The 23,523-nt window shown below is 69.8% G+C and carries 20 protein-coding genes; 14 read left to right on the forward strand and 6 right to left on the reverse strand.

Annotation, left to right across the window (positions count from 1 at the left end; all coding sequences use genetic code 11):
* The first annotated feature begins 41 nt into the window (after nt 1-41).
* Complete coding sequence (locus OG214_RS14075; protein WP_405984923.1) at nt 42-632, forward strand: malonic semialdehyde reductase; 591 nt, start codon at nt 42-44, stop codon at nt 630-632.
* Between the two features lie 141 nt (nt 633-773).
* Here the strand turns inward: OG214_RS14075 and OG214_RS14080 are convergent, their stop codons facing one another.
* Nucleotides 774-1,301, reverse strand: coding sequence for a DUF4245 domain-containing protein (locus OG214_RS14080; protein ID WP_405987502.1), 528 nt, complete (start codon nt 1,299-1,301; stop codon nt 774-776).
* A gap of 132 nt (nt 1,302-1,433) precedes the next feature.
* Here OG214_RS14080 and glpX point away from each other — a divergent pair, with 132 nt between their 5' ends.
* Entirely contained in the window at nt 1,434-2,465 is a 1,032-nt protein-coding gene (glpX, locus tag OG214_RS14085; RefSeq protein ID WP_363080027.1) for a class II fructose-bisphosphatase, read from the forward strand.
* Between the two features lie 222 nt (nt 2,466-2,687).
* Here glpX and OG214_RS14090 read toward each other — a convergent pair whose 3' ends face one another.
* Both OG214_RS14090 and OG214_RS14095 read right to left on the reverse strand, forming a co-directional pair.
* Nucleotides 2,688-3,062 carry a WhiB family transcriptional regulator gene (locus tag OG214_RS14090; protein ID WP_066942704.1) on the reverse strand — a complete coding sequence of 125 codons (375 nt, stop codon included), beginning with the start codon at nt 3,060-3,062 and terminating at the stop codon, nt 2,688-2,690.
* Between the two features lie 196 nt (nt 3,063-3,258).
* Nucleotides 3,259-3,942, reverse strand: coding sequence for a DUF1707 domain-containing protein (locus OG214_RS14095; protein WP_405984924.1), 684 nt, complete (start codon nt 3,940-3,942; stop codon nt 3,259-3,261).
* Nucleotides 3,943-4,197: 255 nt separating this feature from the next.
* On the opposite strand from OG214_RS14095, the gene OG214_RS14100 reads away from it, so the two are divergent.
* The 5 genes from OG214_RS14100 (at nt 4,198) to OG214_RS14120 (ending at nt 12,133) form a co-directional block, all read left to right on the forward strand.
* A complete protein-coding gene (locus tag OG214_RS14100) occupies nt 4,198-5,874 on the forward strand; it encodes a fumarate hydratase (RefSeq protein ID WP_405984925.1) in 1,677 nt (558 codons plus the stop codon).
* 112 nt (nt 5,875-5,986) lie between these two features.
* Nucleotides 5,987-7,384, forward strand: coding sequence for a class II fumarate hydratase (locus OG214_RS14105; RefSeq protein WP_363080024.1), 1,398 nt, complete (start codon nt 5,987-5,989; stop codon nt 7,382-7,384).
* 23 nt (nt 7,385-7,407) lie between these two features.
* Nucleotides 7,408-8,082 carry a DUF402 domain-containing protein gene (locus OG214_RS14110; RefSeq protein ID WP_363080023.1) on the forward strand — a complete coding sequence of 225 codons (675 nt, stop codon included), beginning with the start codon at nt 7,408-7,410 and terminating at the stop codon, nt 8,080-8,082.
* 516 nt (nt 8,083-8,598) lie between these two features.
* Nucleotides 8,599-10,479, forward strand: coding sequence for an ATP-binding SpoIIE family protein phosphatase (locus OG214_RS14115; protein WP_363080022.1), 1,881 nt, complete (start codon nt 8,599-8,601; stop codon nt 10,477-10,479).
* A 190-nt stretch (nt 10,480-10,669) separates the two neighbouring features.
* Nucleotides 10,670-12,133 (forward strand): catalase, encoded by a 1,464-nt coding sequence (locus OG214_RS14120; protein ID WP_382853395.1) that lies wholly within the window; start codon nt 10,670-10,672, stop codon nt 12,131-12,133.
* A gap of 45 nt (nt 12,134-12,178) precedes the next feature.
* Here the strand turns inward: OG214_RS14120 and OG214_RS14125 are convergent, their stop codons facing one another.
* Nucleotides 12,179-14,422 (reverse strand): transglycosylase domain-containing protein, encoded by a 2,244-nt coding sequence (locus OG214_RS14125; RefSeq protein ID WP_405984926.1) that lies wholly within the window; start codon nt 14,420-14,422, stop codon nt 12,179-12,181.
* A 248-nt stretch (nt 14,423-14,670) separates the two neighbouring features.
* Between OG214_RS14125 and OG214_RS14130 the strand changes: the two genes are divergently transcribed.
* The 7 genes from OG214_RS14130 to OG214_RS14160 all read left to right on the forward strand — a co-directional run bounded on the left by OG214_RS14130 (nt 14,671) and on the right by OG214_RS14160 (nt 20,816).
* On the forward strand, nt 14,671-15,609 hold the full coding sequence (locus tag OG214_RS14130) for an SPFH domain-containing protein (RefSeq protein WP_405984927.1): 939 nt from the start codon (nt 14,671-14,673) through the stop codon (nt 15,607-15,609).
* A complete protein-coding gene (locus tag OG214_RS14135) occupies nt 15,555-15,833 on the forward strand; it encodes a hypothetical protein (protein WP_363080018.1) in 279 nt (92 codons plus the stop codon). The genes OG214_RS14130 and OG214_RS14135 overlap by 55 nt, the downstream gene beginning before the upstream one ends.
* A gap of 87 nt (nt 15,834-15,920) precedes the next feature.
* Nucleotides 15,921-16,445 (forward strand): PadR family transcriptional regulator, encoded by a 525-nt coding sequence (locus OG214_RS14140; RefSeq protein ID WP_363080017.1) that lies wholly within the window; start codon nt 15,921-15,923, stop codon nt 16,443-16,445.
* Nucleotides 16,442-17,128 (forward strand): ABC transporter ATP-binding protein, encoded by a 687-nt coding sequence (locus tag OG214_RS14145; protein WP_405984928.1) that lies wholly within the window; start codon nt 16,442-16,444, stop codon nt 17,126-17,128. The genes OG214_RS14140 and OG214_RS14145 overlap by 4 nt, the downstream gene beginning before the upstream one ends.
* Nucleotides 17,125-19,533, forward strand: coding sequence for an FtsX-like permease family protein (locus OG214_RS14150; RefSeq protein ID WP_405984929.1), 2,409 nt, complete (start codon nt 17,125-17,127; stop codon nt 19,531-19,533). The genes OG214_RS14145 and OG214_RS14150 overlap by 4 nt, the downstream gene beginning before the upstream one ends.
* 165 nt (nt 19,534-19,698) lie before the next feature.
* Nucleotides 19,699-20,253 carry a peroxiredoxin gene (locus tag OG214_RS14155; protein ID WP_363080014.1) on the forward strand — a complete coding sequence of 185 codons (555 nt, stop codon included), beginning with the start codon at nt 19,699-19,701 and terminating at the stop codon, nt 20,251-20,253.
* Nucleotides 20,254-20,258: 5 nt separating this feature from the next.
* Nucleotides 20,259-20,816 (forward strand): alkyl hydroperoxide reductase, encoded by a 558-nt coding sequence (locus OG214_RS14160; protein ID WP_382853380.1) that lies wholly within the window; start codon nt 20,259-20,261, stop codon nt 20,814-20,816.
* Between the two features lie 181 nt (nt 20,817-20,997).
* On the opposite strand, the gene OG214_RS14165 is transcribed toward OG214_RS14160, so the two are convergent.
* Nucleotides 20,998-21,969 carry a hypothetical protein gene (locus OG214_RS14165; protein ID WP_405984930.1) on the reverse strand — a complete coding sequence of 324 codons (972 nt, stop codon included), beginning with the start codon at nt 21,967-21,969 and terminating at the stop codon, nt 20,998-21,000.
* Nucleotides 21,966-23,339, reverse strand: a complete 1,374-nt coding sequence (locus OG214_RS14170; RefSeq protein WP_405984931.1) for an AI-2E family transporter — start codon at nt 23,337-23,339, stop codon at nt 21,966-21,968. Before OG214_RS14170 ends, OG214_RS14165 begins: the two co-directional genes overlap by 4 nt.
* Nucleotides 23,340-23,523: the final 184 nt, after the last annotated feature.

Consider the following 23,523-nt stretch of genomic DNA (forward strand, 5'->3'; position numbering starts at 1 on the left):
AGGCGATTACTCGATCCGCCACGCCTTCGGAAGGTTTCCAGATGTCCCTCCACCTCGACCCCGCAGCCCAGGATCTCCTCTTCCGTGAGGCGCGCACCGCCAACACGTTCACCGACGAGCCGGTGACCGACGAGCAGGTGCGGGCGATCTACGAGCTGGTCAAGTACGGTCCCACCGCATTCAACCAGTCGCCGCTGCGCATCGTCCTGGTGCGTTCCGACGAGGCCCGTGCGCGCCTGGCGCCGCTGATGTCCGACGGTAACCGGGACAAGACCGTCACCGCGCCCCTGGTCGCGATCCTGGCCGCCGACAACGAGTTCCACGAGGAGCTCCCCCGGCTCCTTCCGCACTTCCCGCAGGCCAAGGACGCCTTCTTCAGCGAGCGGTCGGTCCGCGAGCAGAACGCCTCGATGAACGCCGCCCTCCAGGCCGGCTACTTCATCACGGGCATCCGCGCCGCCGGTCTCGCCGCGGGCCCCATGACCGGCTTCGACTTCGCCGGAGTCCAGAAGGAGTTCCTGGACGACGACCACACGCCGCTGATGATCATCAACATCGGCAAGCCGGGCGAGAACGCGTGGTTCCCGCGCAACCCGCGCCTCGACTTCGACGACGTCGTCACGACCGTCTGAGCCCCGGCCACCAGTCCGCGAAAGGCCGCCGTCCCGCGAGGACGGCGGCCTTCGTCGTACAGAGCGTACGAACGGGTACGAACAGGTGCGAACGGGTGCGAACACGTACGGACAGGCTGGGCAGTACGGACCGGGCGGGCGTCAGGTCTGAGGCGTCCCGGACCCGGACTTCAGAGCGGCGGCCATCTCCGCCAGCCGTTCGTACGAGGCCGTGCCCGTCACCACCGTCGTCGCGTTCCCTTCCGTACGGACCAGGGCGTCGTACTTGGGCCCCTCCCACCGCTGCCAGGGCTCGCCCGCCACCTGCTGGGTCCTGCCGGTGTCGGCCGCCTCCTGGCTCACCTCGGGAACGTACTTCCGCGCGGGCGCCGTGGACTGCTCGACGGCGACGTACTCGCCGTCCGGGGCCAGATAGCCCAGGTGCCACGCGTCGGCGTCCTCGGTCCGGTACGAGACCGACGTCGGCTTCCACTTCTCCGTCAGGCCCGTCGGCGCCAGGACCGGATAGGGCGCGGCGCGGCGCGCGGTCAGCAGCTCGACCCGGTAGTCGACCGCCTTGACCGGAACCGCGGTGTCGTCGTGCGGAATGAACACATAGATCCCCGCGACGACGAGCCCGATGGCCGCCATCGACAGAAACATGTCCCGCACCGTCTGTCTGCCTCGCATACCTGCCACCCCACCATCGTCGCATCAGGGCTTTGCGCTCATCCGTGGGCCCCTCTGCTCAAACTGTCGAGCTGCGGATAGAGTCGTATCACCCTCTTATCCGGCCGTCGCCGTACAGAAAGGTGCGTTCCGATGACCGAGCATCACCTGCCGCCCCCACTTGAGGTGGCCCCCGAGGCACCCGACCGCAACCTCGCCCTGGAGCTGGTCCGGGTCACGGAGGCCGCCGCCATGGCGGCGGGCCGCTGGGTCGGGCGCGGCGACAAGAACGGCGCGGACGGCGCCGCGGTGAACGCCATGCGCACGCTCGTCTCCACGGTGTCGATGAACGGTGTGGTCGTCATCGGCGAGGGCGAGAAGGACGAAGCCCCGATGCTCTACAACGGCGAGCATGTCGGCGACGGCACCGGCGCCGAGGTCGACATCGCGGTGGACCCCATCGACGGCACCACCCTGAACGCCAAGGGCATGCCCAACGCCATCGCCGTGCTGGCCGCCGCCGACCGCGGCGCCATGTTCGACCCGTCCGCGGTCTTCTACATGGACAAGCTGGTGACCGGTCCCGAGGCCGCCGACTTCGTGGACATCAACGCGCCCGTCGCCGTCAATATCCGCCGGGTCGCCAAGGCCAAGCGCTCCTCGCCGGAGGACGTCACGGTGGTCGTCCTCGACCGTCCCCGTCATGACGGGATCGTCAAGGAGATCCGGGAGACGGGCGCCCGGATCAAGTTCATCTCGGACGGCGACGTCGCCGGTTCGATCATGGCCGCGCGCGACGGCACCGGCGTCGATCTGCTGATGGGCGTGGGCGGTACACCCGAGGGCATCATCTCGGCGTGCGCCATAAAGTGCCTCGGCGGTGTCATCCAGGGCAAGCTCTGGCCCAAGGACGAGGCGGAGCGGCAGCGCGCGATCGACGCGGGGCACGATCTGGACCGCGTCCTGTCCACCGACGATCTGGTCAGCGGCGACAACGTGTTCTTCGTCGCCACCGGCATCACCGACGGCGAACTGCTGCGCGGGGTGCGCTACCGCTCGGAGACGGCGACGACCCAGTCGCTGGTCATGCGCTCCAAATCCGGCACGATCCGGCAGATCGACTCCACCCACCGGCTGTCGAAGCTCCGGGCCTACAGCACGATCGACTTCGACCGCGCCCGGTAGCCGTACAGACCGGCCGGTGAGAGCGTCGGCCTGTGTGCGGCCCCCTCGTGGACCCGTGTGGTCCGCGCGGGGACACGGGCGACGCGGACAGGGAGAGGGCGCCCCGTTGTGCGGCGGGGCGCCCCTTCCGTATCCGTGATCCGCCCGTATCCGTGATCCGCGTCCGAACCCGGGGCCGGCCATCGGCGGCCGGCGGTCGGCCGGCCGGCGACGGCCGGCGGGTCAGCCCGCGGCGGCGATCCGCTCGCCCGCCGCCGCGGCCTTTCTCAGCTCCACCTCGCGCCGCCTGCGGCGCGCCAGCACCACCCGGCGCTCGGCCGCCGTCAACCCGCCCCATACTCCGTACGGTTCGGGCTGGAGCAGCGCGTGCTCCCGGCAGTCCACCATGACCGGACAGCGGGCACAGACCCGCTTCGCGGCCTCCTCCCGCGCCAGCCTCGCGGCTGTCGGTTCCTTCGAGGGGGCGAAGAACAATGCGGCTTCGTCCCGGCGGCACACCGCCTCCGAGTGCCAGGGGCCGGCCTGATCCTCCCGAGCGGGACTCCGCTGGGAGGGCACGGCGGCGACCTGCAGGGGCTGATGCGGCAGTTGCAGCACGGTCTACTCCTGACGACGGCTTCGCGAGCGAGAGACGATGCAGCTTTCCCTACCCGCTGTGCGCGCTCCTAAGCACTGAGTGGCACCGAGTTCGGAGTTCGGAACGCCGTGCGGAATTGTGGACGCTCAATCACCGCTGGGCGGCTTTGGCCGGAAAGAACCGGAAAGGAACAGGCGCCGGGAGCGCCGCTCAGGCTCAGTAACCGAGGTGCTTACGGAGCCTGTCGCGGAGGTCCGCGACCAGCTTGCCGCGCTTCGGCTTGGCCTCGACATTGCCGAACACCGAGTAACCGTTCACGACGACGGCCGGTGCGTCCGGGTCGGCGGCCTCCAGCGTGCGGACTTCGAAATTGCCGAAGATGCCCGTGCCGTTGCCGCGCAGCGAGATGTTCTCGGGAACACGGACCTCGACATTGCCGAAAATGGACGTCGCGTTGATCACGGTGGTGCGCTGCCCGAAGAGCGCCTCGGTCAGATCGATCTCGACATTGCCGAAGAGCGCGAAGGCATTGGTCCTGCGGCCGATGCGCCAGCGGCCCTTGCGGGTCGAACTGCTGAAGACCGCGATCAGATTCTCGGCCGGTGCCGAGGGGTCCTCGGGGCCGTATCCGTATCCGGCCGACGAAGGTGCGGCCGCGATGGCGGGCCTGCCGTCCGCGCCGACCGCGGGCAAGTCCCTGATCAGCGGCGCCAGTTCACCCACGGTCTTGGCGCGGTAGACGGAGTCGATCCGCTCGGCATGCTCCTCGGCGTCCAGACGGCCCTCCGCCAGGGCCTCCCGGAGGATGTCCGCGATCCGGTCCCGGTCGGCGTCGGAGGCCCGGATACCGGCGGGCTCCACCGGCGCGACCGGCTTCTGGGGTTGCTTTTCGAGGTCCACGACCACAGGGTAGCGAAACGCGATAGATCGCGACTAGGGCTTGTCCGGTCCGAGTCACGGCGCGGAGTCCCACAGCCGCCGCACCGGCCGTCACAGCCGCCGCGCCGACCACCACGGCCACCGCGCCGGCCCTCCTCGGTTGCCGCACCGGCCCCTCGCACTGAGCCCTACCTCACAAGCGCGGTGTCCATGCGGCGCCCTACGCTGGAGGGCGCGTCGCCAATGGAGGCCGCGCCGCCGTCTGTCGAGTGAGGAATGGCCGAAATGCCAGAGTTTGCGTACTCCGATCTGCTGCCGCTCGGAGAGGACACCACGCCCTACCGGCTGGTGACCGCCGAGGGTGTCTCGTCCTTCGAGGCCGACGGGCGTACGTTCCTCAAGGTCGAGCCGGAGGCGCTGCGCACCCTCGCCGCCGAGGCGATGCACGACATCTCGCACTATCTGCGCCCGGCCCATCTCGCCCAGCTCCGCCGGATCGTGGACGACCCCGAGGCGTCGTCGAACGACAAGTTCGTGGCGCTCGATCTGCTGAAGAACGCGAATATCGCGGCGGCGGGTGTTCTCCCGATGTGCCAGGACACCGGTACGGCGATCGTGATGGGCAAGCGCGGACAGAACGTACTGACGCGGGGCGGCGACGAGGAAGCCCTTTCGCACGGTATCTACGACGCGTACACCAAGTTGAATCTGCGTTATTCGCAGATGGCCCCGCTCACCATGTGGGAGGAGAAGAACACCGGCTCGAACCTGCCCGCGCAGATCGAGCTGTACGCGACCGACGGCGGCGCGTACAAGTTCCTCTTCATGGCGAAGGGCGGCGGCTCCGCCAACAAGTCGTTCCTCTACCAGGAGACGAAGGCGGTTCTCAACGAGGCCTCCATGATGAAGTTCCTGGAGGAGAAGATTCGTTCGCTGGGTACGGCCGCCTGCCCGCCCTACCACTTGGCGATCGTCGTGGGCGGTACATCGGCCGAGTTCGCCCTGAAGACCGCGAAGTACGCCTCCGCGCACTATCTGGACGAATTGCCGTCCGAGGGTTCCCCGACCGGTCATGGCTTCCGTGACAAGGAGCTGGAGGAGAAGGTCTTCGAGCTGACGCAGCGGATCGGTATCGGCGCGCAGTTCGGCGGCAAGTACTTCTGCCACGACGTACGGGTGGTGCGTCTGCCGCGCCACGGTGCCTCGCTGCCGGTCGCGATCGCCGTCTCCTGCTCGGCCGACCGCCAGGCCGTCGCGAAGATCACCGCGGAGGGTGTCTTCCTCGAACAGCTGGAGACCGACCCGGCGCGCTTCCTGCCGGACACCACGGACGAGCACCTGGACGAGGGCGGCGATGTCGTACGGGTCGATCTCAACCGTCCGATGGACGATGTGCTCGCCGAGCTGACGAAGTATCCGGTCAAGACCCGGCTCTCGCTCACCGGGCCGCTCGTCGTCGCCCGTGACATCGCGCACGCCAAGATCAAGGAGCGGCTGGACGCGGGCGAGGAGATGCCGCAGTACCTGAAGGACCACCCGGTGTACTACGCGGGCCCGGCGAAGACGCCCGAGGGGTACGCGTCGGGATCCTTCGGCCCGACGACGGCCGGCCGGATGGACTCGTACGTGGAGCAGTTCCAGGCGGCGGGCGGCTCGAAGGTGATGCTCGCCAAGGGCAACCGTTCGAAGCAGGTCACCGACGCCTGCGGCGCGCACGGCGGCTTCTACCTCGGCTCGATCGGCGGCCCGGCGGCGCGGCTGGCGCGGGACTGCATCAAGAAGGTCGAGGTCGTCGAGTACGAGGAGCTGGGGATGGAGGCGGTCTGGAAGATCGAGGTGGAGGACTTCCCCGCGTTCATCGTCGTGGACGACAAGGGGAACGACTTCTTCACCGAACCGGCTCCGGCGCCCACGTTCACCAGCATTCCGGTCCGCGGCCCCGGGCTCGTCTGACCCCGGCCCGCCTCGCCGTCGCGTCGCCCCGGCCCGCCGTCACCCTTTCGTGGGAACGCTTCACGGGAACACAGCGGTGCGGCCGGACGCTCTTCTTGCAGGAGGTACGACGATGACGACCGACGAGATCCAGTACCGCACCGAGCACGACTCCATGGGTGAGGTACAGGTCCCCGCGCACGCCAAGTGGCGCGCCCAGACACAGCGCGCGGTGGAGAACTTCCCCATCTCGGGGCAGCGTCTGGAGCGTGCCCATATCGAGGCCCTGGCCCGGATCAAGGCCGCCGCCGCCAAGGTCAACGCCGATCTCGGGGTGATCGACAAGGACATCGCCGACGCCGTCCAGGACGCGGCGGCCGAGGTCGCCGCGGGCCAGTGGGACGAGCACTTCCCGGTGGACGTCTTCCAGACGGGCTCAGGTACCTCCTCGAATATGAACACGAATGAGGTGCTCGCCACACTCGCCACCGAGCGTCTCGGCCGTGAGGTCCATCCGAACGACCATGTCAACGCGTCGCAGAGTTCCAACGACGTCTTCCCGTCCAGCATCCATATCGCCGCGACCGCCGCCGTCACCGGCGAGCTGATCCCGGCGCTGGAGCACCTGGCCGCCGCCCTGGAGCGCAAGGCCGGGGAGTTCGGCTCGGTGGTCAAGTCGGGCCGTACGCATCTGATGGACGCCACGCCCGTCACGCTGGGCCAGGAGTTCGGCGGTTACGCCGCGCAGATCGGATACGCGGTGGAGCGGCTGACCGCCTCCCTCCCCCGGCTCGCCGAACTGCCCCTCGGCGGTACGGCGGTGGGCACCGGTATCAACACCCCGCCCGGCTTCTCCGCCGCGGTGATCGCGGAGGTGGCCCGCGCCACGGGACTGCCGCTGACGGAGGCCCGTAACCACTTCGAGGCGCAGGGGGCGCGCGACGGGCTCGTGGAGACCTCGGGACAGCTCCGTACGCTGGCGGTCTCCCTCACCAAGATCTCCAACGATCTGCGCTGGATGGCCTCGGGACCGCGCACCGGACTGGCCGAGATCAGCCTCCCGGATCTCCAGCCCGGCTCCTCGATCATGCCCGGCAAGGTCAATCCGGTGATCCCGGAGGCCGTGCTGATGGTCGCGGCGCAGGTCACCGGAAACGACGCGACGGTCGCGGCGGCCGGCGCCGCCGGGAACTTCGAGCTGAACGTGATGCTCCCGGTGATCGCCAAGAACCTCCTGGAGTCCGTACGGCTGCTGGCCAACGCGTCCCGGCTGCTGGCGGACCGTACGGTCGACGGCATCGTCGCGCACGTCGAACGGGCCCGTGAGTACGCCGAGTCGTCGCCCTCCGTCGTCACCCCGCTGAACAAGTACATCGGGTACGAGGAGGCCGCGAAGGTCGCCAAGAAGTCCCTGGCCGAGCACCGGACGATCCGTGAGACGGTCCTGGAGCTCGGCTATGTGGAGCGCGGGGATCTGACCCTGGAACAGCTCGACGAGGCACTGGACGTACTGCGGATGACCCGCCCGTGAGCGAGCGGGCCTAGGATCTGCGCATGACAGAGACGGCGGCGGCCGGGCACTGGGCGCCCGGCACACAGATTCTGTGGCGGTACCGGGAGAACGCCGGTGATCGGGTGCACATCTGCCGTCCCGTCACGGTCGTCGAGGACTCCGCCGAACTGCTCGCCGCCTGGCTGGCGCCGGACACGCCGTGTATGAAGCCGGCCCTCGCGGACGGCTCGCCGATCCAGAACGAGCCGCTGGCGACCCGCTACACCACACCGCGCACCGTAGTGCGTGACCGGTGGTACGGAATGGGCGTGCTGAAGCTGGCGCGGCCCGGTGAGCCATGGTCGGTGTGGCTGTGGTGGGAGCACGACTGGCGGTTCCAGAACTGGTACGTGAATCTGGAGGAGCCCCGCACCCGCTGGGCCGGTGGCGTCGACTCGGAGGACCACTTCCTCGACATCGACGTCTTCCCCGACCGGAGCTGGCGGTGGCGCGACGAGGACGAGTTCGCCCAGGCCCAGCAGGACGGGCTGATGGGGCCCGCCCAGGCACGCCGGGTCAGGGAGGCGGGGCTCGCGGCGATCGAGGTCGTCAACGGCTGGGGCGCGCCGTTCCGCGACGGCTGGGAGCACTGGCGGCCCGAGCCCCACTGGCCGGTGCCCGAGCTGCCCGACGACTGGGACCGGGCGCCGGAGTGCGCCGGGGTACAGGCCCGTTGAGCGCCCCGCCGCGCGGCTGCCCGCACAGCTCTTCGTACAGTCGTACGGACAGCTCTCCTTACCGCCGAAGACATGACCAAAGACATGGCCGGAAGCGGTCCGCGTGGCTGGAACCATGCTGACCAAGACCGTGATCACAGGGGCGTCGCCGCCGACGTCATGAGACCCTTGATGTGCCCCCAGGGTTCAAACGTAGGATCGTCCTCCGGAAGACTGCACCGGGGCAACGGGCGTGCACAGCAACCGGCCTGACCGTTAGTCACACCGCATGTCACCAGACGTCACACCGTTAGCCGCTACGACCGCACGTCATGACGACCGTGAGTCACTACGAGGGGGTGGAGCCATGTGCCGCGGGCCCAGCAGGAACCGCGAGACGCCCCCGGGTGTCCCGAGCCGCACCGGACACCGAACACGGTCCGGGCGCAGACCCCGGCGGGAAACGGCACGGCCGGGGACCGACCCGGTCGCAGTGACCGCATCGCACCACCGGCCCGGACGGACGGAATCCCACGCGTGACGGAGCACCCACCCTCCCACGAAGGCAGGCAGCCCCTGGCTGCCCGGCCGCAGGAACGCACGCGCCCGCGGCAGGAGGCGGGCGCCTCCGGGATGCCGGGGCCCTCCGTGCCACCGCCCGCGCCCGCGCCCGACCCTGCGGCGACGGCGCGCCGCGAGGGCGACCGGCTGCGCTTCGTGGGCGCCGCGACGCGCCGTATCGCGCGCGGCATAGACCTGGACGAGATCGTGCTCGGGCTCTGCCGCGCGACCGTGCCGACGTTCTCCGACGCCATACTCGTCTATCTCCGCGATCCGCTGCCCGTCGGCGACGAGCGCCCGGTGTCGCCCTTCGTGCTGCGGCTGCGGCGCACGGACCGGCTGCGGCTGACCGACGAGGACACCGAGACCGGCGGTATCCCGCTCCAGGTCAGCGATGCGCTCCGGCTGCCGATCCTCGACCCCCAGTCGGATGTGATGCCGGCCGCGGAGCTGTGCGAGGTCGGCTCGGGCGGTGCGCTCTCCGAGGTCCTGCGGGGCGTGCGCCCGGTCTTCGGCGACTCCGCCGCGGCCCGCGCCGCGCTGCCGGAGCTGCTGGGCGCCGACCGTGCCGTACCGACCGGTCACCGCGCGATCCTCGCGCCGCTGCGCGGACGCCGGCGCGTCATCGGCGCGGCCGTCTTTCTGCGCAGGCCCGACCGCGCCGCCTTCGAGCCGAACGATCTGCTGGTCGCGGCGCAGCTCGCCACGCACACGGCGCTCGGGATCGACAAGGCCGTGCTGTACGGGCGCGAGGCGTATATCGCGGACGAGCTCCAGCGCACGATGCTGCCGGAGAATCTGCCGCAGCCCACCGGGGTCCGGCTGGCCTCCCGCTATCTCCCGGCCGCCGAGACCGCCCGGGTCGGCGGTGACTGGTACGACGCGATCCCGCTGCCCGGCAGCCGGGTCGCCCTGGTCGTCGGCGATGTCATGGGCCACTCCATGACCTCCGCCGCGATCATGGGCCAGCTCCGTACGACGGCGCAGACCCTCGCCGGTCTGGATCTGCCGCCGCAGGAGGTGCTGCACCATCTCGACGAGCAGGCGCAGCGGCTCGGCTCGGACCGGATGGCGACCTGCCTCTACGCGGTCTACGACCCGGTCTCGCACCGGATCACCATCGCCAACGCGGGCCATCCGCCGCCCATACTGCTGCATCTCGGCGGCCGGGCCGAGGTGCTCCGGGTGCCGCCCGGTGCGCCGATCGGCGTCGGCGGGGTGGACTTCGAGGCCGTCGAGCTGGACGCGCCCGCCGGGGCGACCCTGCTGCTCTACACGGACGGTCTCGTCGAGTCGCGGCTGCGCGACGTATGGACCGGGATCGAACAGCTCCGGGAGCGGCTCGCGGCCGCCGCGCAGCTCACCGGGCCGGATCACTCGCCGCCGCTGGAGGCGCTCTGCGACGACGTCCTCGACGTCCTGGGCCCCGGCGACCGTGACGACGACATCGCGCTGCTCGCCGCCCGCTTCGACGGGATCGCGCCGAGCGATGTGGCGTACTGGTTCCTGGACCCGGAGGACGCCGCTCCGGGACGGGCCCGGCGGCTGGCCAGGAGGGCGCTGGCCCGCTGGGACCTGGAGGAGCTGAGCGACTCGGTCGAGCTGCTGATCAGCGAGGTCGTCACCAATGCCGTGCGGTACGCCGAGCGTCCGGTGACCCTGCGGCTGCTCCGTACGGATGTACTGCGCTGTGAGGTCGGGGACGATTCGCCGCAGCTCCCCCGGCAGCGGCGGGCCCGGGACACGGACGAGAGCGGACGGGGACTGTTCCTGGTCAACCGGCTGGCGCGGCGCTGGGGAGCCACACGGCTGTCCACCGGGAAGGTGGTCTGGTTCGAGCTGCCGACCCGGATGTGATCCGGATAAGTCAGCCGGTACCGATGTCGGTCAGAAACGACAAAGACCACCAAAAAGACCAAGAGGGACAAATATAGATGTTGCCGACATGGTGTGGGAGGGCTTGACTGGGGAAGGCGCTCTCAATGAACGCTGCCATTCCCCGGGGCGCCCCCGGTTTCCCGGGCCTGCAATCGACGGGAGGACGTTCGTGAGCGGGTCATCCCCCAGGACGGCTTACACGACCAACAACGTCGGCATCCCGGTGGAGAGCGACGAATACTCGCTCACCATCAGTCCCGACGGGCCGATCCTGCTGCAAGACCACTATCTGATCGAGAAAATGGCCCAGTTCAACCGGGAACGGGTCCCCGAACGCGTGGTCCACGCCAAGGGCGCGGGCGCGTACGGCGTCTTCGAGGTGACGAACGACGTCAGCCAGTTCACCAAGGCCGATCTGTTCCAGCCGGGCAAGCGCACGGAGATGCTGGCCCGGTTCTCCACGGTGGCCGGCGAGATGGGCTCGCCCGACACCTGGCGCGACCCCCGCGGCTTCGCGCTGAAGTTCTACACCGAGCTGGGCAACTACGACATGGTCGGCAACAACACGCCGGTCTTCTTCGTCCGTGACCCGAGCAAGTTCCAGGACTTCATCCGCTCGCAGAAGCGCCACCCGGCCACCGGGCTGCGCAACAACGACATGCAGTGGGACTTCTGGAGCCTCTCCCCCGAGTCCGCGCACATGGTCACCTGGCTGATGGGCGACCGGGGCATTCCGAAGTCCTTCCGGCATATGAACGGCTACAGCTCGCACACCTATATGTGGGTGAACGGCGCGGGCGAGCGGTTCTGGGTGAAGTACCACTTCAAGACCGACCAGGGCATCGACTACTTCACCCAGGCCGATGCCGATCTGATGGCCGGTACGGACGGGGACCACCACCGCCGCGATCTGTACGAGTCGATCCAGTCGGGGAACGCGCCGACCTGGAGCCTGAAGGTCCAGATCATGCCGTTCGAGGACGCGGCCGACTACCGGTTCAATCCGTTCGATCTGACCAAGGTGTGGCCGCACGCCGACTACCCGCTGATCGATGTGGGCCGGATGATTCTCGACAAGAATCCGGACGACTACTTCGTCCATATCGAGCAGGCGGCGTTCGAGCCCTCGAATCTGGTGCCGGGCATCGGCCCGTCGCCGGACAAGATGCTGCTCGGACGGCTCTTCTCGTACCCGGACACGCACCGCTACCGTATCGGCCCGAACTACACCCAGCTCCCGCCGAACCGGCCGCGGGTGCCGGTGCGCTCGTACGCCAAGGACGGACCCATGCGGTACGAGCCGTCGACGGCGGCCAGGCCGTACGCGCCGAACTCGTACGGCGGTCCCGCGGCCGACACGGAGCGCTTCGGCGACCCGGCGGGCTGGGCCGCGGCGGGCGAGATGGTGCGGGAGGCGTACAAGCTGCACCGCGAGGACGACGACTGGGGCCAGGCGGGCACACAGGTCCGCGAGGTCCTGGACGACGCCGCGCGCGACCGGCTGGTGTCGAACGTCAGCGGGCATCTCGCCCAGGGCGTGTCCCGGCCGGTGCTCGACCGGGCGATCCAGTACTGGCGCAATATCGACAAGGTGATCGGCGACCGCATCGCGAACAAGATGAACGGCGGCTGACCGGCACATCCGACGCGGAGGGCGGCCCCCCGAGGCCGCCCTTCGTCAGCGCGTGGGACGGATCCGCGGAGTGTTGACGCCGCCGGAGGGAACACCGCCGGTCTCCCCGCCGCCGGGCTCGCCGCTGCTGGACTCCCCGGGGCCCGGCTCGCTGGCCGGCGGGCTCTCCTCGGGCGTCTGGGGCGCGCTCTCGCTCGGGGTCTGCGCCGGCGGCTGCGGCTCCTGCTCGGCCGGCTCGGACGGTGACGGCGGCTCGGAGCTAGGCGTCTCGCTCGGTGCCGTCTCGCCGGGCGTCATCGTCGGCTCCTCGCGTACGGGCTCGGCGATCCGCAGATCGAACCGCGCGTCCGAGCCGCCGTCCAGCGCACCGAGCGTGTAGTCCGCCCAGATCCTGGCGGGGAAGCCACCGCCGTTGGCACGGCCGCTGTTGGCGGTGCCGGTCAGGCTGACCTGCTCGCCGCCCTCCTTGGTGGACTCGCCGAAGAGCGCGACGACCGTGGTGAGCTGGGGGGTGTAGGCGGCGAACCAGGCGGATTTGTTCTTCTCCGAGGTACCCGTCTTGCCCGCCGCGTCATAGGCGGACGTATCGGCCTCGAAGCCCGAGCCGTTGTCCACGACGCCTTGCAGCACATGGGTCACGGTGTCGGCCGTCTCCCGGCTGACCGCCTGCTTGCCGACCGGATCGGGCAGCTCGACCGTACGGTCCTTGTGCGAGGCCGACTTCACGATCGCCGGGGTGACCTTCCTGCCGTGGTTGTCGAGCGTCGCGTAGACGCCCGCCATGTCCCAGGTGGAGGCGTTCATGGTGCCGAGTGTGATGGCGGGGCGCTCGGGGAAGGCCTTGCCGTCCGGTATTCCGAGGGCCAGCGCGGTCCGCTTGACCTTGGCGGGCGTGACATCGACCACCATCTGCGCGAAGACGGAGTTGATGGACTTGTTCATGGCGGTCTGGACGTTCACCCAGCCGTAGTCCTGGTCGTCCTCGTTCTGCGGGTCGAAGGGGGTGTCGCTGCCCACCACCGGCCGTCTGCTGGTGCCGTCGTACCGCGTGCCGACGCCGATCCTCTCGCCGTCCTGGGTCTTCGAACCGTTCTCCAGGGCGGAGGCGAGCACGACCGGCTTGAAGGTCGACGCGGGCTGGTAGTCCTCACGGGTGGCGTTGGAGATCCAGTGCTTGGTGGCGCTCGTGCCGCCGTAGAGCGCGACGACCCGTCCGGTCTTCGGGTCCACGGAGGTCGCACCGGCCTGCACCGTCGCGTCCGTCTTGTTGTTCTCGCGGTCGAGCTTGCTCTCCAGCTCCTTGTCGACCGACTTCTCCAGCTGCTGCTGCCGCTTCTTGTCGATATTGAGCGTGATCGTCCAGCCGCCCGCGTCGATGTCCGCCTTGTCGACTCCCTGGCGTGCCAGCTCGTCGTCGGCGGCCTCGACCAGATATCCGGTCTGGCCCTCCATGCCACGGGGGGCCTTGGGCTCGTGCGGTACGGGGAACTTCAGACCGGAGCGGACCGACGCGTCCAGCCACTTCATCTCGACCATGTTGTCGAGGACATAGTTCCAGCGCTCGGTCACCAGCCGCTTGCCGGTGTCACCCGCCACGGCCCAGTCGTACTGGCTGGGGGCCTGGAGCAGCGCGGCGAGATACGCGCCCTGGGCGACATTCAGCCTGACCGCGTCGACGCCGTAGTACGCCTGGGCCGCGGCCTGGATCCCATAGGCGCCGCGGCCGTAGTAGCTGGTGTTGATGTACCCGGCGAGGATCTCGTTCTTGTCCTTCTTCCGGTCCACCTTCAGGGAGATCACCAGCTCCTTGAGCTTGCGGGTGATCGTCTGGTCCTGGTTGAGGTAGTAGTTCTTGACGTACTGCTGGGTGATGGTCGAGCCGCCCTGTTTGCCCTTGCCTGAGATGGTGTTCATCAGACCGCGCGCCGTGCCCTTGATGTCGACGCCGACGTCCTGGTAGAAGCTCTTGTTCTCGGCGGCGACGAAGGTCCGCTGGACCTCCTTGGGTATCTGCTCCAGACCGACGATCTCGCGGTTGATCTTGCCGGTACGGGCCAGGATCGTGCCGTCGCTGTACTTGTAGACATTGCTCTGCATCTCGGCCTGCGCGTTGGCGCTCGGCACCGGGACCAGCAGATAGATCACGACGAACCCGCCCATGCCGAGCAGGCAGAGCCCGAAGAAGGTGCCGAGCAGTTTCTTCGGCGTGAGGAAGCGGCGTATGCCGCCCTGCTTCGGCGCCCGGCGCGTGCCACGCCCCCGCGCCCGTCCGGCTTCAGCTCGGCCCATCGCCGTGTCGCTCCGCTCTCAGGTCGTATCGGTCAGGACTCACGCTCGCTCATCGGGATCAGCTCAGAAAACTAACACCGCCCGCTGTGACAAAGAGCATTGATCCTGACTTTCCGGACGTGACAATCCGCACCCATCCCAATGGAACCGACTCATGAGACGGCCCGAGGGTTGCCAGAATCAATAATGTGCTAGCACAATGCTAGCTACCGCACTCTCGCGGACCAGCACGGAAACGGGGCATAGAGATGACTCTGACCAGCACGAAGACTCCGGTGGACGATCTGCCGGAGATGCCGGACCCGCAGGTGCGGGAGTACTCCGCCCAGAGCAGTGGGGGCGCTCTCGCGCTGCTGCTCGGACTGCTCGGCCTCGCCGCCGGCACGCTCCTGATCATCTTCGGCGCACTGCTCGACTCGGCCGGCGCCAAGTCGGCGGTGATCGTGACCGGCTCGCTGGTCGTGGCCGCCGCGTTCCTCGTCCTGTGCGGACTGAACATGGTGGCGCCGGGCGAGGCCCGGGTGGTCCAGCTCTTCGGCCGCTACCGGGGCACGATCCGTACCGACGGACTGCGCTGGGTGAACCCGCTCACCTCCCGCGTCAAGATCTCGACGCGGGTACGGAACCACGAGACACCGGTCCTCAAGGTCAACGACGCCTACGGCAACCCGATCGAGCTGGCCGCGGTCGTGGTCTGGCGGGTCAAGGACACCTCGCAGGCGCTGTTCGAGGTGGACGACTTCCTGGAGTTCGTCTCCACGCAGACCGAGGCCGCCGTACGGCACATCGCCATCGAGTACCCGTACGACAACCACGACGAGGAAGGCCTGTCGCTGCGCGGCAACGCCGAGGAGATCACCGAGAAGCTCGCCGTCGAACTCCGCGCACGGGCGGAGGCGGCCGGTGTCGACATCATCGAGTCCCGCTTCACGCATCTCGCCTACGCCCCCGAGATCGCCTCGGCGATGCTCCAGCGCCAGCAGGCGGGCGCGGTCGTGGCGGCCCGCAGGCAGATCGTGGACGGCGCGGTCGGCATGGTCGAGGCGGCGCTGACCCGGCTCACCGAGCAGGACATCGTGGAACTGGACTCGGAGCGCAAGGCCGCGATGGTGAGCAATCTGCTGGTGGTGCTGTGCGGGGACCGCTCGGCGCAGCCGGTCGTGAACACGGGCACGCTTTACCAGTGACCGAACGCAAGCAGGTGCTCCTGCGACTGGATCCGGCGGTGTACGACGCCCTGGCACGCTGGGCGTCCGACGAACTGCGCAGCGCCAACGCGCAGATCGAGTTCCTGCTCCGCCGGTCCCTGGCGGACGCGGGCCGCCTCCCGGGCAACGCGGCTCCGATCCCCCGCCGGGGCCGCCCCCCGAAGGCGACACCACCTCCCTCGCCCCCCGGCCAGGGCGGGTGACCGCGGCGTGCCTCCCGGTGGCTTCCACCGGAAGGCATACCGGCCACACCCACCAGCTCCGCTATACACGGCGTGTATAGTGCTCGTATGTCAATCGGGCACACCCTTCTCGGGCTCCTGGAGTCCGGACCGCGTCATGGCTATGACCTCAAGCGCGCCTTCGACCAGCAGTTCGGTCACGACCGGCCCCTCCACTACGGCCAGGTCTACTCGACCATGTCCCGGCTGCTGAAGAACGGGCTCGTCGCCGTCGACGGCGTGGAGACCGGCGGCGGCCCCGAGCGCAAGCGGTACGCGATCACCGACGCCGGCGTCACCGATGTCGAGCGGTGGCTCGGGCAGCCGGAGAAGCCCGAGCCGTATCTTCAGTCGGCGCTCTACACGAAGATCGTCATCGCGCTGCTGACGGGCCGCAGCGCCGCCGATCTGCTCGACACCCAGCGCGCCGAGCATCTGCGGATGATGCGTGACCTCACCGCGCGCAAGCGCGAGGGCGATCTCGCCGACCAGCTCATCTGCGACCACGCCCTGTTCCATCTGGAGGCGGATCTGCGCTGGCTGGAGCTGACCGCCACCCGGCTGGACAAGCTCGCCGCGGCGGTCAGGCCGTGACGCCCGACGGCTCCCTGCTCGTCGCCGAGGAGCTGCGCAAGTCGTACGGTCCGACCCCCGCGCTCGACGGCGTCTCGTTCTCGGTCCACCCCGGCGAGGTCGTCGCCGTCATGGGCCCCTCGGGCTCGGGAAAGTCGACCCTGCTGCACTGCCTCGCCGGGATCGTCCGGCCCGACGCGGGCAGCATCACCTATCGGGGCCGCGCCCTGACCGGTCTGCCGGACGCCGAGCTGAGCACCCTGCGCCGTACGGACTTCGGCTTCGTGTTCCAGTTCGGCCAGCTCGTACCCGAACTGACCTGTCTGGAGAATGTCGCGCTGCCGCTGCGGCTGGGCGGCGCCCGGCGCAGGGACGCCGAGCGCGCCGCGCTGGAGTGGCTGGAGCGGCTGGAGGTCGCGGAGCTGAGGGCCAAGCGTCCCGGCGAGGTCTCCGGCGGACAGGGCCAGCGGGTGGCGGTCGCCCGTTCGCTGGTCACCTCCCCACGGGTGATCTTCGCCGACGAGCCGACCGGCGCGCTCGACTCCTACAGCGGGGAGCGGGTGATGGAGATGCTGACGGAGGCGGCCGGATCCACGGGCGCCGCCGTCGTACTCGTCACCCACGAGGCGCGGGTCGCCGCCTACTCGGACCGGGAGATCGTCATACGCGACGGGAAGTCACGCGACGCGGAGTACGCCGGATGACGGTCCGAGCGCCAGGTCCCGGGACGGTCCAGGTGCCGGACCCCGGGACGGTCCGGGCGCCCCGCCGCGGCTCCTGGATACGCGATCTCGGGCTCGGCATACGCTTCGCCGCGGCGGGCGGACGCGAGGGCTGGGCCCGTACGGCACTGACCGCGCTCGGCGTCGGGCTCGGGGTGGCCCTGCTCTTCTTCGCCGCCTCCGTGCCGCGCGCGATCGACGCGCGCGAGGCCCGGACCCATGCGCGCGCCACGCTGGAGGAGCTCTCCGGCACACCGGTGGAGCGCTCGGACACCACCCTCGTGTGGGCCGAGGCCGGGACCGAGTACCGCGGTGAGAGCGTGGGCGGCCGGTTTCTTCGTCCGGACGGCTCGCGCCCGCCTCTTCCGCCCGGTGTGGCGAAGCCGCCCGGTCCCCACGAGATGCTGGTCTCGCCCGCCCTGCGGGAGCTGCTGGCCTCGCCCGGCGGCGCCCTCCTCCAGGAGCGGCTCGGCCACCGGATCACCGGCACCATCGGCGATCCCGGTCTGCTCGACCCCGAGGAGCTGTACTTCTACGCGGGCAGCGACACACTCACCTTGGCCAGGGGCGGTCAGCGGACGGCCGGTTACGGCGACCGCGGGGCGCCCGACCCCATGGAACCCCTCCTGGTGGTCCTGGTCGTGCTGATCGCCGTCGTCCTGCTGGTGCCGGTGACCATCTTCATCGCCACCGCCGTGCGCTTCGGCGGCGACCGCAGGGACCGCAGGCTCGCCGCGCTGCGGCTGGTGGGCGCCGACATCAGGACGACCCGGCGGATCGCCGCCGGAGAGGCCCTCTTCGGCGCGGTGCTGGGGGTGCTGACGGGGTTTCTGCTCTTTCTGGCCGCCCGGCCGGCGGCGGGCGGGGTACGGCTGTGGAGTCTGAGCGCCTTCCCGGCCGATCTGGTCCCCGTACCGGCGCTCGCCGCCCTCGTCGCGGTGGGCGTACCGGCCGCGGCCGTCGCCGTGACACTGGTCGCGCTGCGTTCGGTGACCATCGAGCCGCTGGGCGTCGTACGGAACACCGTCCCCCGGCGCCGCCGGCTGTGGTGGCGGGTGCTGCCGCCCGTCGCCGGTGTGGTGGTCCTGGCCCGGGTCGGGACCGTCGACGAGAGTTCGGTGGCGGTCGATCCGTATCCGATCGCCGCCGGGGCGATCCTGGTGCTGGTCGGTCTGACCACACTGCTGCCCTGGCTGGTGGAGGCGGTGGTGGGCGGACTGCGCGGCGGCGCCGTGCCCTGGCAGCTCGCCGTGCGCCGGCTCCAGCTCGGCAGCGGCTCGGCGGCCCGCGCGGTCAGCGGTATCACCGTCGCGGTGGCGGGGGCCATCGCGCTCCAGATGGTGTCCACCGGGGTCCATCAGGCCTTCCTCCATCCCACCGGGGAGGACCCGGCGCGGGCCGACATCGCGGTCTCCGCCTCGTACGGCAGCGGGGAGCTGGCCCAGCGGATGATCGACGGCTTCCGTGACACCCCGGGCGTGAGGAAGGTCGTCGGCACCGTCGAGAGCTTTGTGATCCGGCCGGGGCGCGTGGCCGCGGACGAGATCCAGCCCACCACCTCGCTGACCGTCGGAAGCTGTGCCACCCTGCGCGAACTCGCCGAACTGCCGTCCTGCCGGGACGGGGACGCCTTCGTCGCCCATCTGACGGGACGGAAGGAACAGAACGACTGGACCGACAGGACCGCCCGCCCCGGCGAGCGGGTGGATCTCAATCCCCGGTCCGTGGACGACGGTTCGAGATCCCTGCTGTGGACGCTGCCGGCGTCGGCCCGTACGGTGCCGGCGAGGAAGGACCCGGTGGGCCGGGAGACCGACGGCATCCTGGCGACACCCGGCTCCGTCGACACCGAGCTGCTGGCCCTGGCCACGACCAGGGCCACGATCCGGACCGACGACCGGGTGCCGGACGCCGAGGAGCACGTACGGAACACGGCGGCGCGTCTCGATCCGACGGCGCGGGTATGGACGATCAGGGCGGTGGAACGGGACGCCAAGTACGCCAGTGTGCGCAAGGGGCTGCTGATCGGCGGCACCGCCACGATGGGACTGATCGCGGCGAGCATGCTGGTCTCGCAGATCGAGCAGCTGCGCGAGCGCAGACGGCTGATGTCGGTGCTGGTCGCGTTCGGCACGCGCCGCTCGACCCTCGCCTGGTCGGTGCTGTGGCAGACCGCCGTGCCGGTGGTGCTCGGCACGGTGCTGGCGACCGCGGGCGGGCTGACGCTCGGCGTCGTCCTGCTGCGTATGGTCGCCAAACCGTTCACCGACTGGTGGGTCTTCCTGCCCTTCGCGGGCGCGGGCGCCGCGGTGATCCTGCTGGTGACCCTGGCGAGTCTGCCGCCGTTGTGGCGGATGACACGGCCGGAGGGACTGCGGTCGGAGTGACTTCGGCCGGAACGTCTCCGGCCGGAGTGACCGGCCTGTCCGGCCGTCCTGGATCGCACCGATTCGGCCATTTCTGTGATCGATGTCCTCTGTGCCACCATCAGTGATCCATGCAACCCTCCGGAAGACCCCAAAACGGGATTTCCGTCCCCCCAAGGAGAGTGTGTGCTCACTGTTGGTGACAAGTTCCCCTCGTTCGAACTGACCGCCTGTGTCTCGCTGGAGAGCGGCAAGGAGTTCGAGGAGATCAATCACAAGACCTACGAGGGCAAGTGGAAGATCTACTTCGCCTGGCCCAAGGACTTCACCTTCGTGTGCCCGACGGAGATCGCGGCCTTCGGCCGGCTGAACGACGAGTTCGCCGACCGTGAGGCCCAAGTCCTCGGCTTCTCGGGCGACTCCGAGTATGTGCACCACGCCTGGCGCAAGGACCACACGGACCTGCGCGACCTGCCCTTCCCGATGATGGCCGACTCCAGGCACGAGTTGATGCGCGCGCTGGGCATCGAGGACGAGAACGGCTTCGCGCGGCGCGCCGTCCTCGTCGTCGACCCGTCCGACGAGATCCAGTTCACGATGGTGACCGCCGGTTCCGTGGGCCGTAACCCCAGGGAGGTCCTGCGGGTGCTGGACGCCCTCCAGACCGACGAGCTGTGTCCGTGCAACTGGAACAAGGGCGAGGACACCCTCGACCCCGTCACGCTCCTGTCGGGCGAGTGATCCCCATGGGACTCGACGAACTCAAGGCGGCCATACCGGAGTACGCCAAGGACCTGCGGCTGAACCTCGGTTCGGTCATCGGCAACAGCGAGCTGCCGCCGCAGCGGCTCTGGGGCACGGTGCTGGTCTGTGCGATCGCCTCGCGCTCACGGGCGGTGCTCCTGGCGCTGGAGCCGGAGGCCAGGGCCCGGCTGAGCGCCGAGGCGTACACCGCGGCCAAGTCGGCCGCGGCCGTCATGGCGATGAACAACGTCTTCTACCGGACCCGGCATCTGCTGTCGGACCCCGAATACGGGAAGCTCCGCGCGGGGCTGCGGATGAATGTGCTCGGCAACCCGGGTGTGGAGAAGATCGACTTCGAACTGTGGTCGCTCGCCGTCTCCGCCATCAACGGCTGCGGTCAGTGCCTGGACTCGCACGAGCGGGCGCTGCGCAAGGCGGGCGCGGACCGGGAGACGATCCAGGAGGCGTTCAAGATCGCATCGGTGATCCAGGCGGTCGGTACGACGCTGGACGCGGAGGCCGTACTCGCCGAGGCCGAAGCCGCGGGCGCGGGCGGGTAGGACGCGCGGGCGGCCCGGTGGCCGGAAGTACGCGGAAGGGTCCCGAGGAGGGTGTCCTCGGGACCCTTCCGGGCTGTACGGACTGTACGAGTCGGGCTGTACGGGCCGTACGGTTCCGGCGGTGTACCGGCCGTACGGCTCCGGCGCTGTACCGGCCGTACGGTTCCGGCGCCCGCCGGTGCTATCGCTTGAGCGCGTCCATCAGGTCCCTCATGTCCTCGACCATGGCGGGTTGGATACCGGAGTAGTCGATCGCATCGGGCGCTTTGAGATCGCCGGTGGCGGGGTTCGCCGTGTAGTTGACGGTCTGGCTGACCGCGATCGTGAGCACGGCCTGGCCGTCGAGGACCGTCAGCTCCGGGGAATCACCCGAGGGGTCCGTCACCATGTAGGCGCGCTCACCCAGGTCCGGTATCCGCATGACCCGCCGCTCCAGCGCTCCGTCGGGAGCGAGCCGCGTCACCGTCGCGTCGAACTCGGGGCCCGGATCGGTCCGCTTGTGCAGCGAGTAGTTGATGTCGACGCCGGCGTACGCGACCGGGCGGGAGTCGTTCTTGACCTCGTTCCGCCGGCCTGCCATCAGGGTCAGGCTGCAGAAGGCCCGGTCGATCGCGAGCTGTTCGTCCACCGCCGCCCTCGGGAACTGCCGTTTGCCGAGCAGGGCCGACATGGCCGGAAGTTCCCCGTCCTGGCAGAGATCACGGCTGACCTGGTAACCGCCCAGATCCGGCTCGGTCCCGCCGTACGCGTACAGTCCGGCCGCCCAGACGGCGGAGGCGACGAGCGCGCCGCCGAGCGCCCACAGCCAGGGCGCTCGCCGGGACGGCAGCCAGGACGGACGGGGCAGTTGGAGCAGCCGGGACGGGCGCCGACCGGCGATCGTCTCGGACTCACCGGTCGTCCCGGACCCGCCGGTCACCCCGGGAGCGGCGGCCGGTCCGGAACCGGCGGGCGCTCCGAAACCGCCCGAGGCGTCGAAACCCGCTGACGCGTCGGGACCGGCAGAGGCGCCGGGGCCGAACGAGGCACCGGGACCGGACACCGGCGGCGGTGCGCCGGCGCCCGTCCGGGGAGCCGGTACGGAGGGCGTGGCCCGGGACGGGCCGTCCGGCGGATCGTCCCCGGTGCCTTCCAGTTCCGGCTCGGAGATCATTCCCGGCCGTCCGTGCCCTCGGCGACCGCCGGTGTGCCCGGGGGCGCCGCGGCCGGGGCCGCCGAAGCGGACGCCGTGACCGGCTCGGGCTCCCGCGCCGGCGCCTCGGCCGGCGGCGCCGCGTGCCGCAGGTCCCGTTCCGCGCTGTACGCGCGGAGATAGCCGACGACGGTGTTGGTGACCGCCACCAGCGGCACCGCGACCACCGCCCCGGCGATACCCGCGACCAGCCCGCCCGCGGCGACGGCGAGGACCACCGCGAGCGGATGCACCCGCACCGCGCGGCCCAGGATGAACGGCTGGAGGACATGGCCCTCGATCTGCTGCACCCCGAGCACGATGAGCAGGACCATCAGCGCGGTGAACACATCCTGCGTCACCAGCGCCACGACCACGGCCAGCGCCCCTGAGATCACCGCCCCGACCAGCGGGATGAACGCCCCGAGGAAGATGATGACCGCCAGCGGCACGGCCAGCGGGACTTCGAGGAAGTAGAGCCCGAGCCCGATGAAGAGCGCGTCGATCATCGCCACGATCACCGTGCCGCGCACATAGGCGGTCAGGGTGTGCCAGGCGCGCGGCCCGGCTCCCGCGACGCCCTCACGCGCCTGGGCCGGGACCAGCTTGAGCGACCACTGCCAGACCTTCTTGCCGTCGTACAGCAGGAAGAGCGTCGAGAACATCGCGAGGAAGATACCGGTCAGCAGCTCCACGATCACCGTCACGCCCTGGAGCCCGGCGGAGGTGATCTCCTCGGTGTTGGAGCCGATGGCGTCGCTCAGGCTCTTCGCGATGTCGTTGATCTGGTCCTCGGTCACATGGAACGGGCTGTTGAGCAGCCAGCGCTTCAGCTCCTCGATACCGTCCGTGACCCGGTTGGAGAGATCGTCGATGTTCTCCACGACCTGCCACACGACGAACCAGCCGACCAGCCCCATGAGGACGAATCCGGCGATCGCCGTGAGGGCGGTGGCCACTCCGCGCGGCACCCCCAGCCGTTTGAGCCAGGCGACCGTGGGCTGGAGCAGCGCGGTGATGAGCAGGGCGGCGACAAAGGCCATGACGACGAGCTGTACGGCGCTGATGACGCGCATCAGCACCCAGACCGTCCCGGCGAGGACGAGCAGCCGCCAGGCGGCCTCGCCCGCGACCCGCATACCCCAGGGGATGGCGGAGACGGGGTCGGGCTTGGCGGAGACGGCGGGGGCGTACGAAGGGGGCGGCGGGACGGATTCGGGCGCGGGGGCGGGCACGGCGACCGGCACCGGGGGTTCGTCGGCCGTGGCCGCGGCCCTGCGCCGTTCCAGTTGCTCACCCATTCGCGTCAGTTCCGTACCCATCTGGCTGAGCCACGCCGGCACTCTCGACATGATGTTTCCTCTTCCCCCCGTCCTTCGCCCCATGTGCTTCCCCGAAGATGTTCGAATCGACCGTACACGGGTGAAGCCGTATACAAGGGTGAAGCCCCCTGCCGTAGGACGGCGGGGGGCTTCATGAGGTTGAGCGCCGGGCGGAACCGGTGTGCTCGGCTAGGTCCTGTCCGGTCGATCTTCG

Source organism: Streptomyces sp. NBC_00872, assembly GCF_045161915.1.
Taxonomy (GTDB): domain Bacteria; phylum Actinomycetota; class Actinomycetes; order Streptomycetales; family Streptomycetaceae; genus Streptomyces.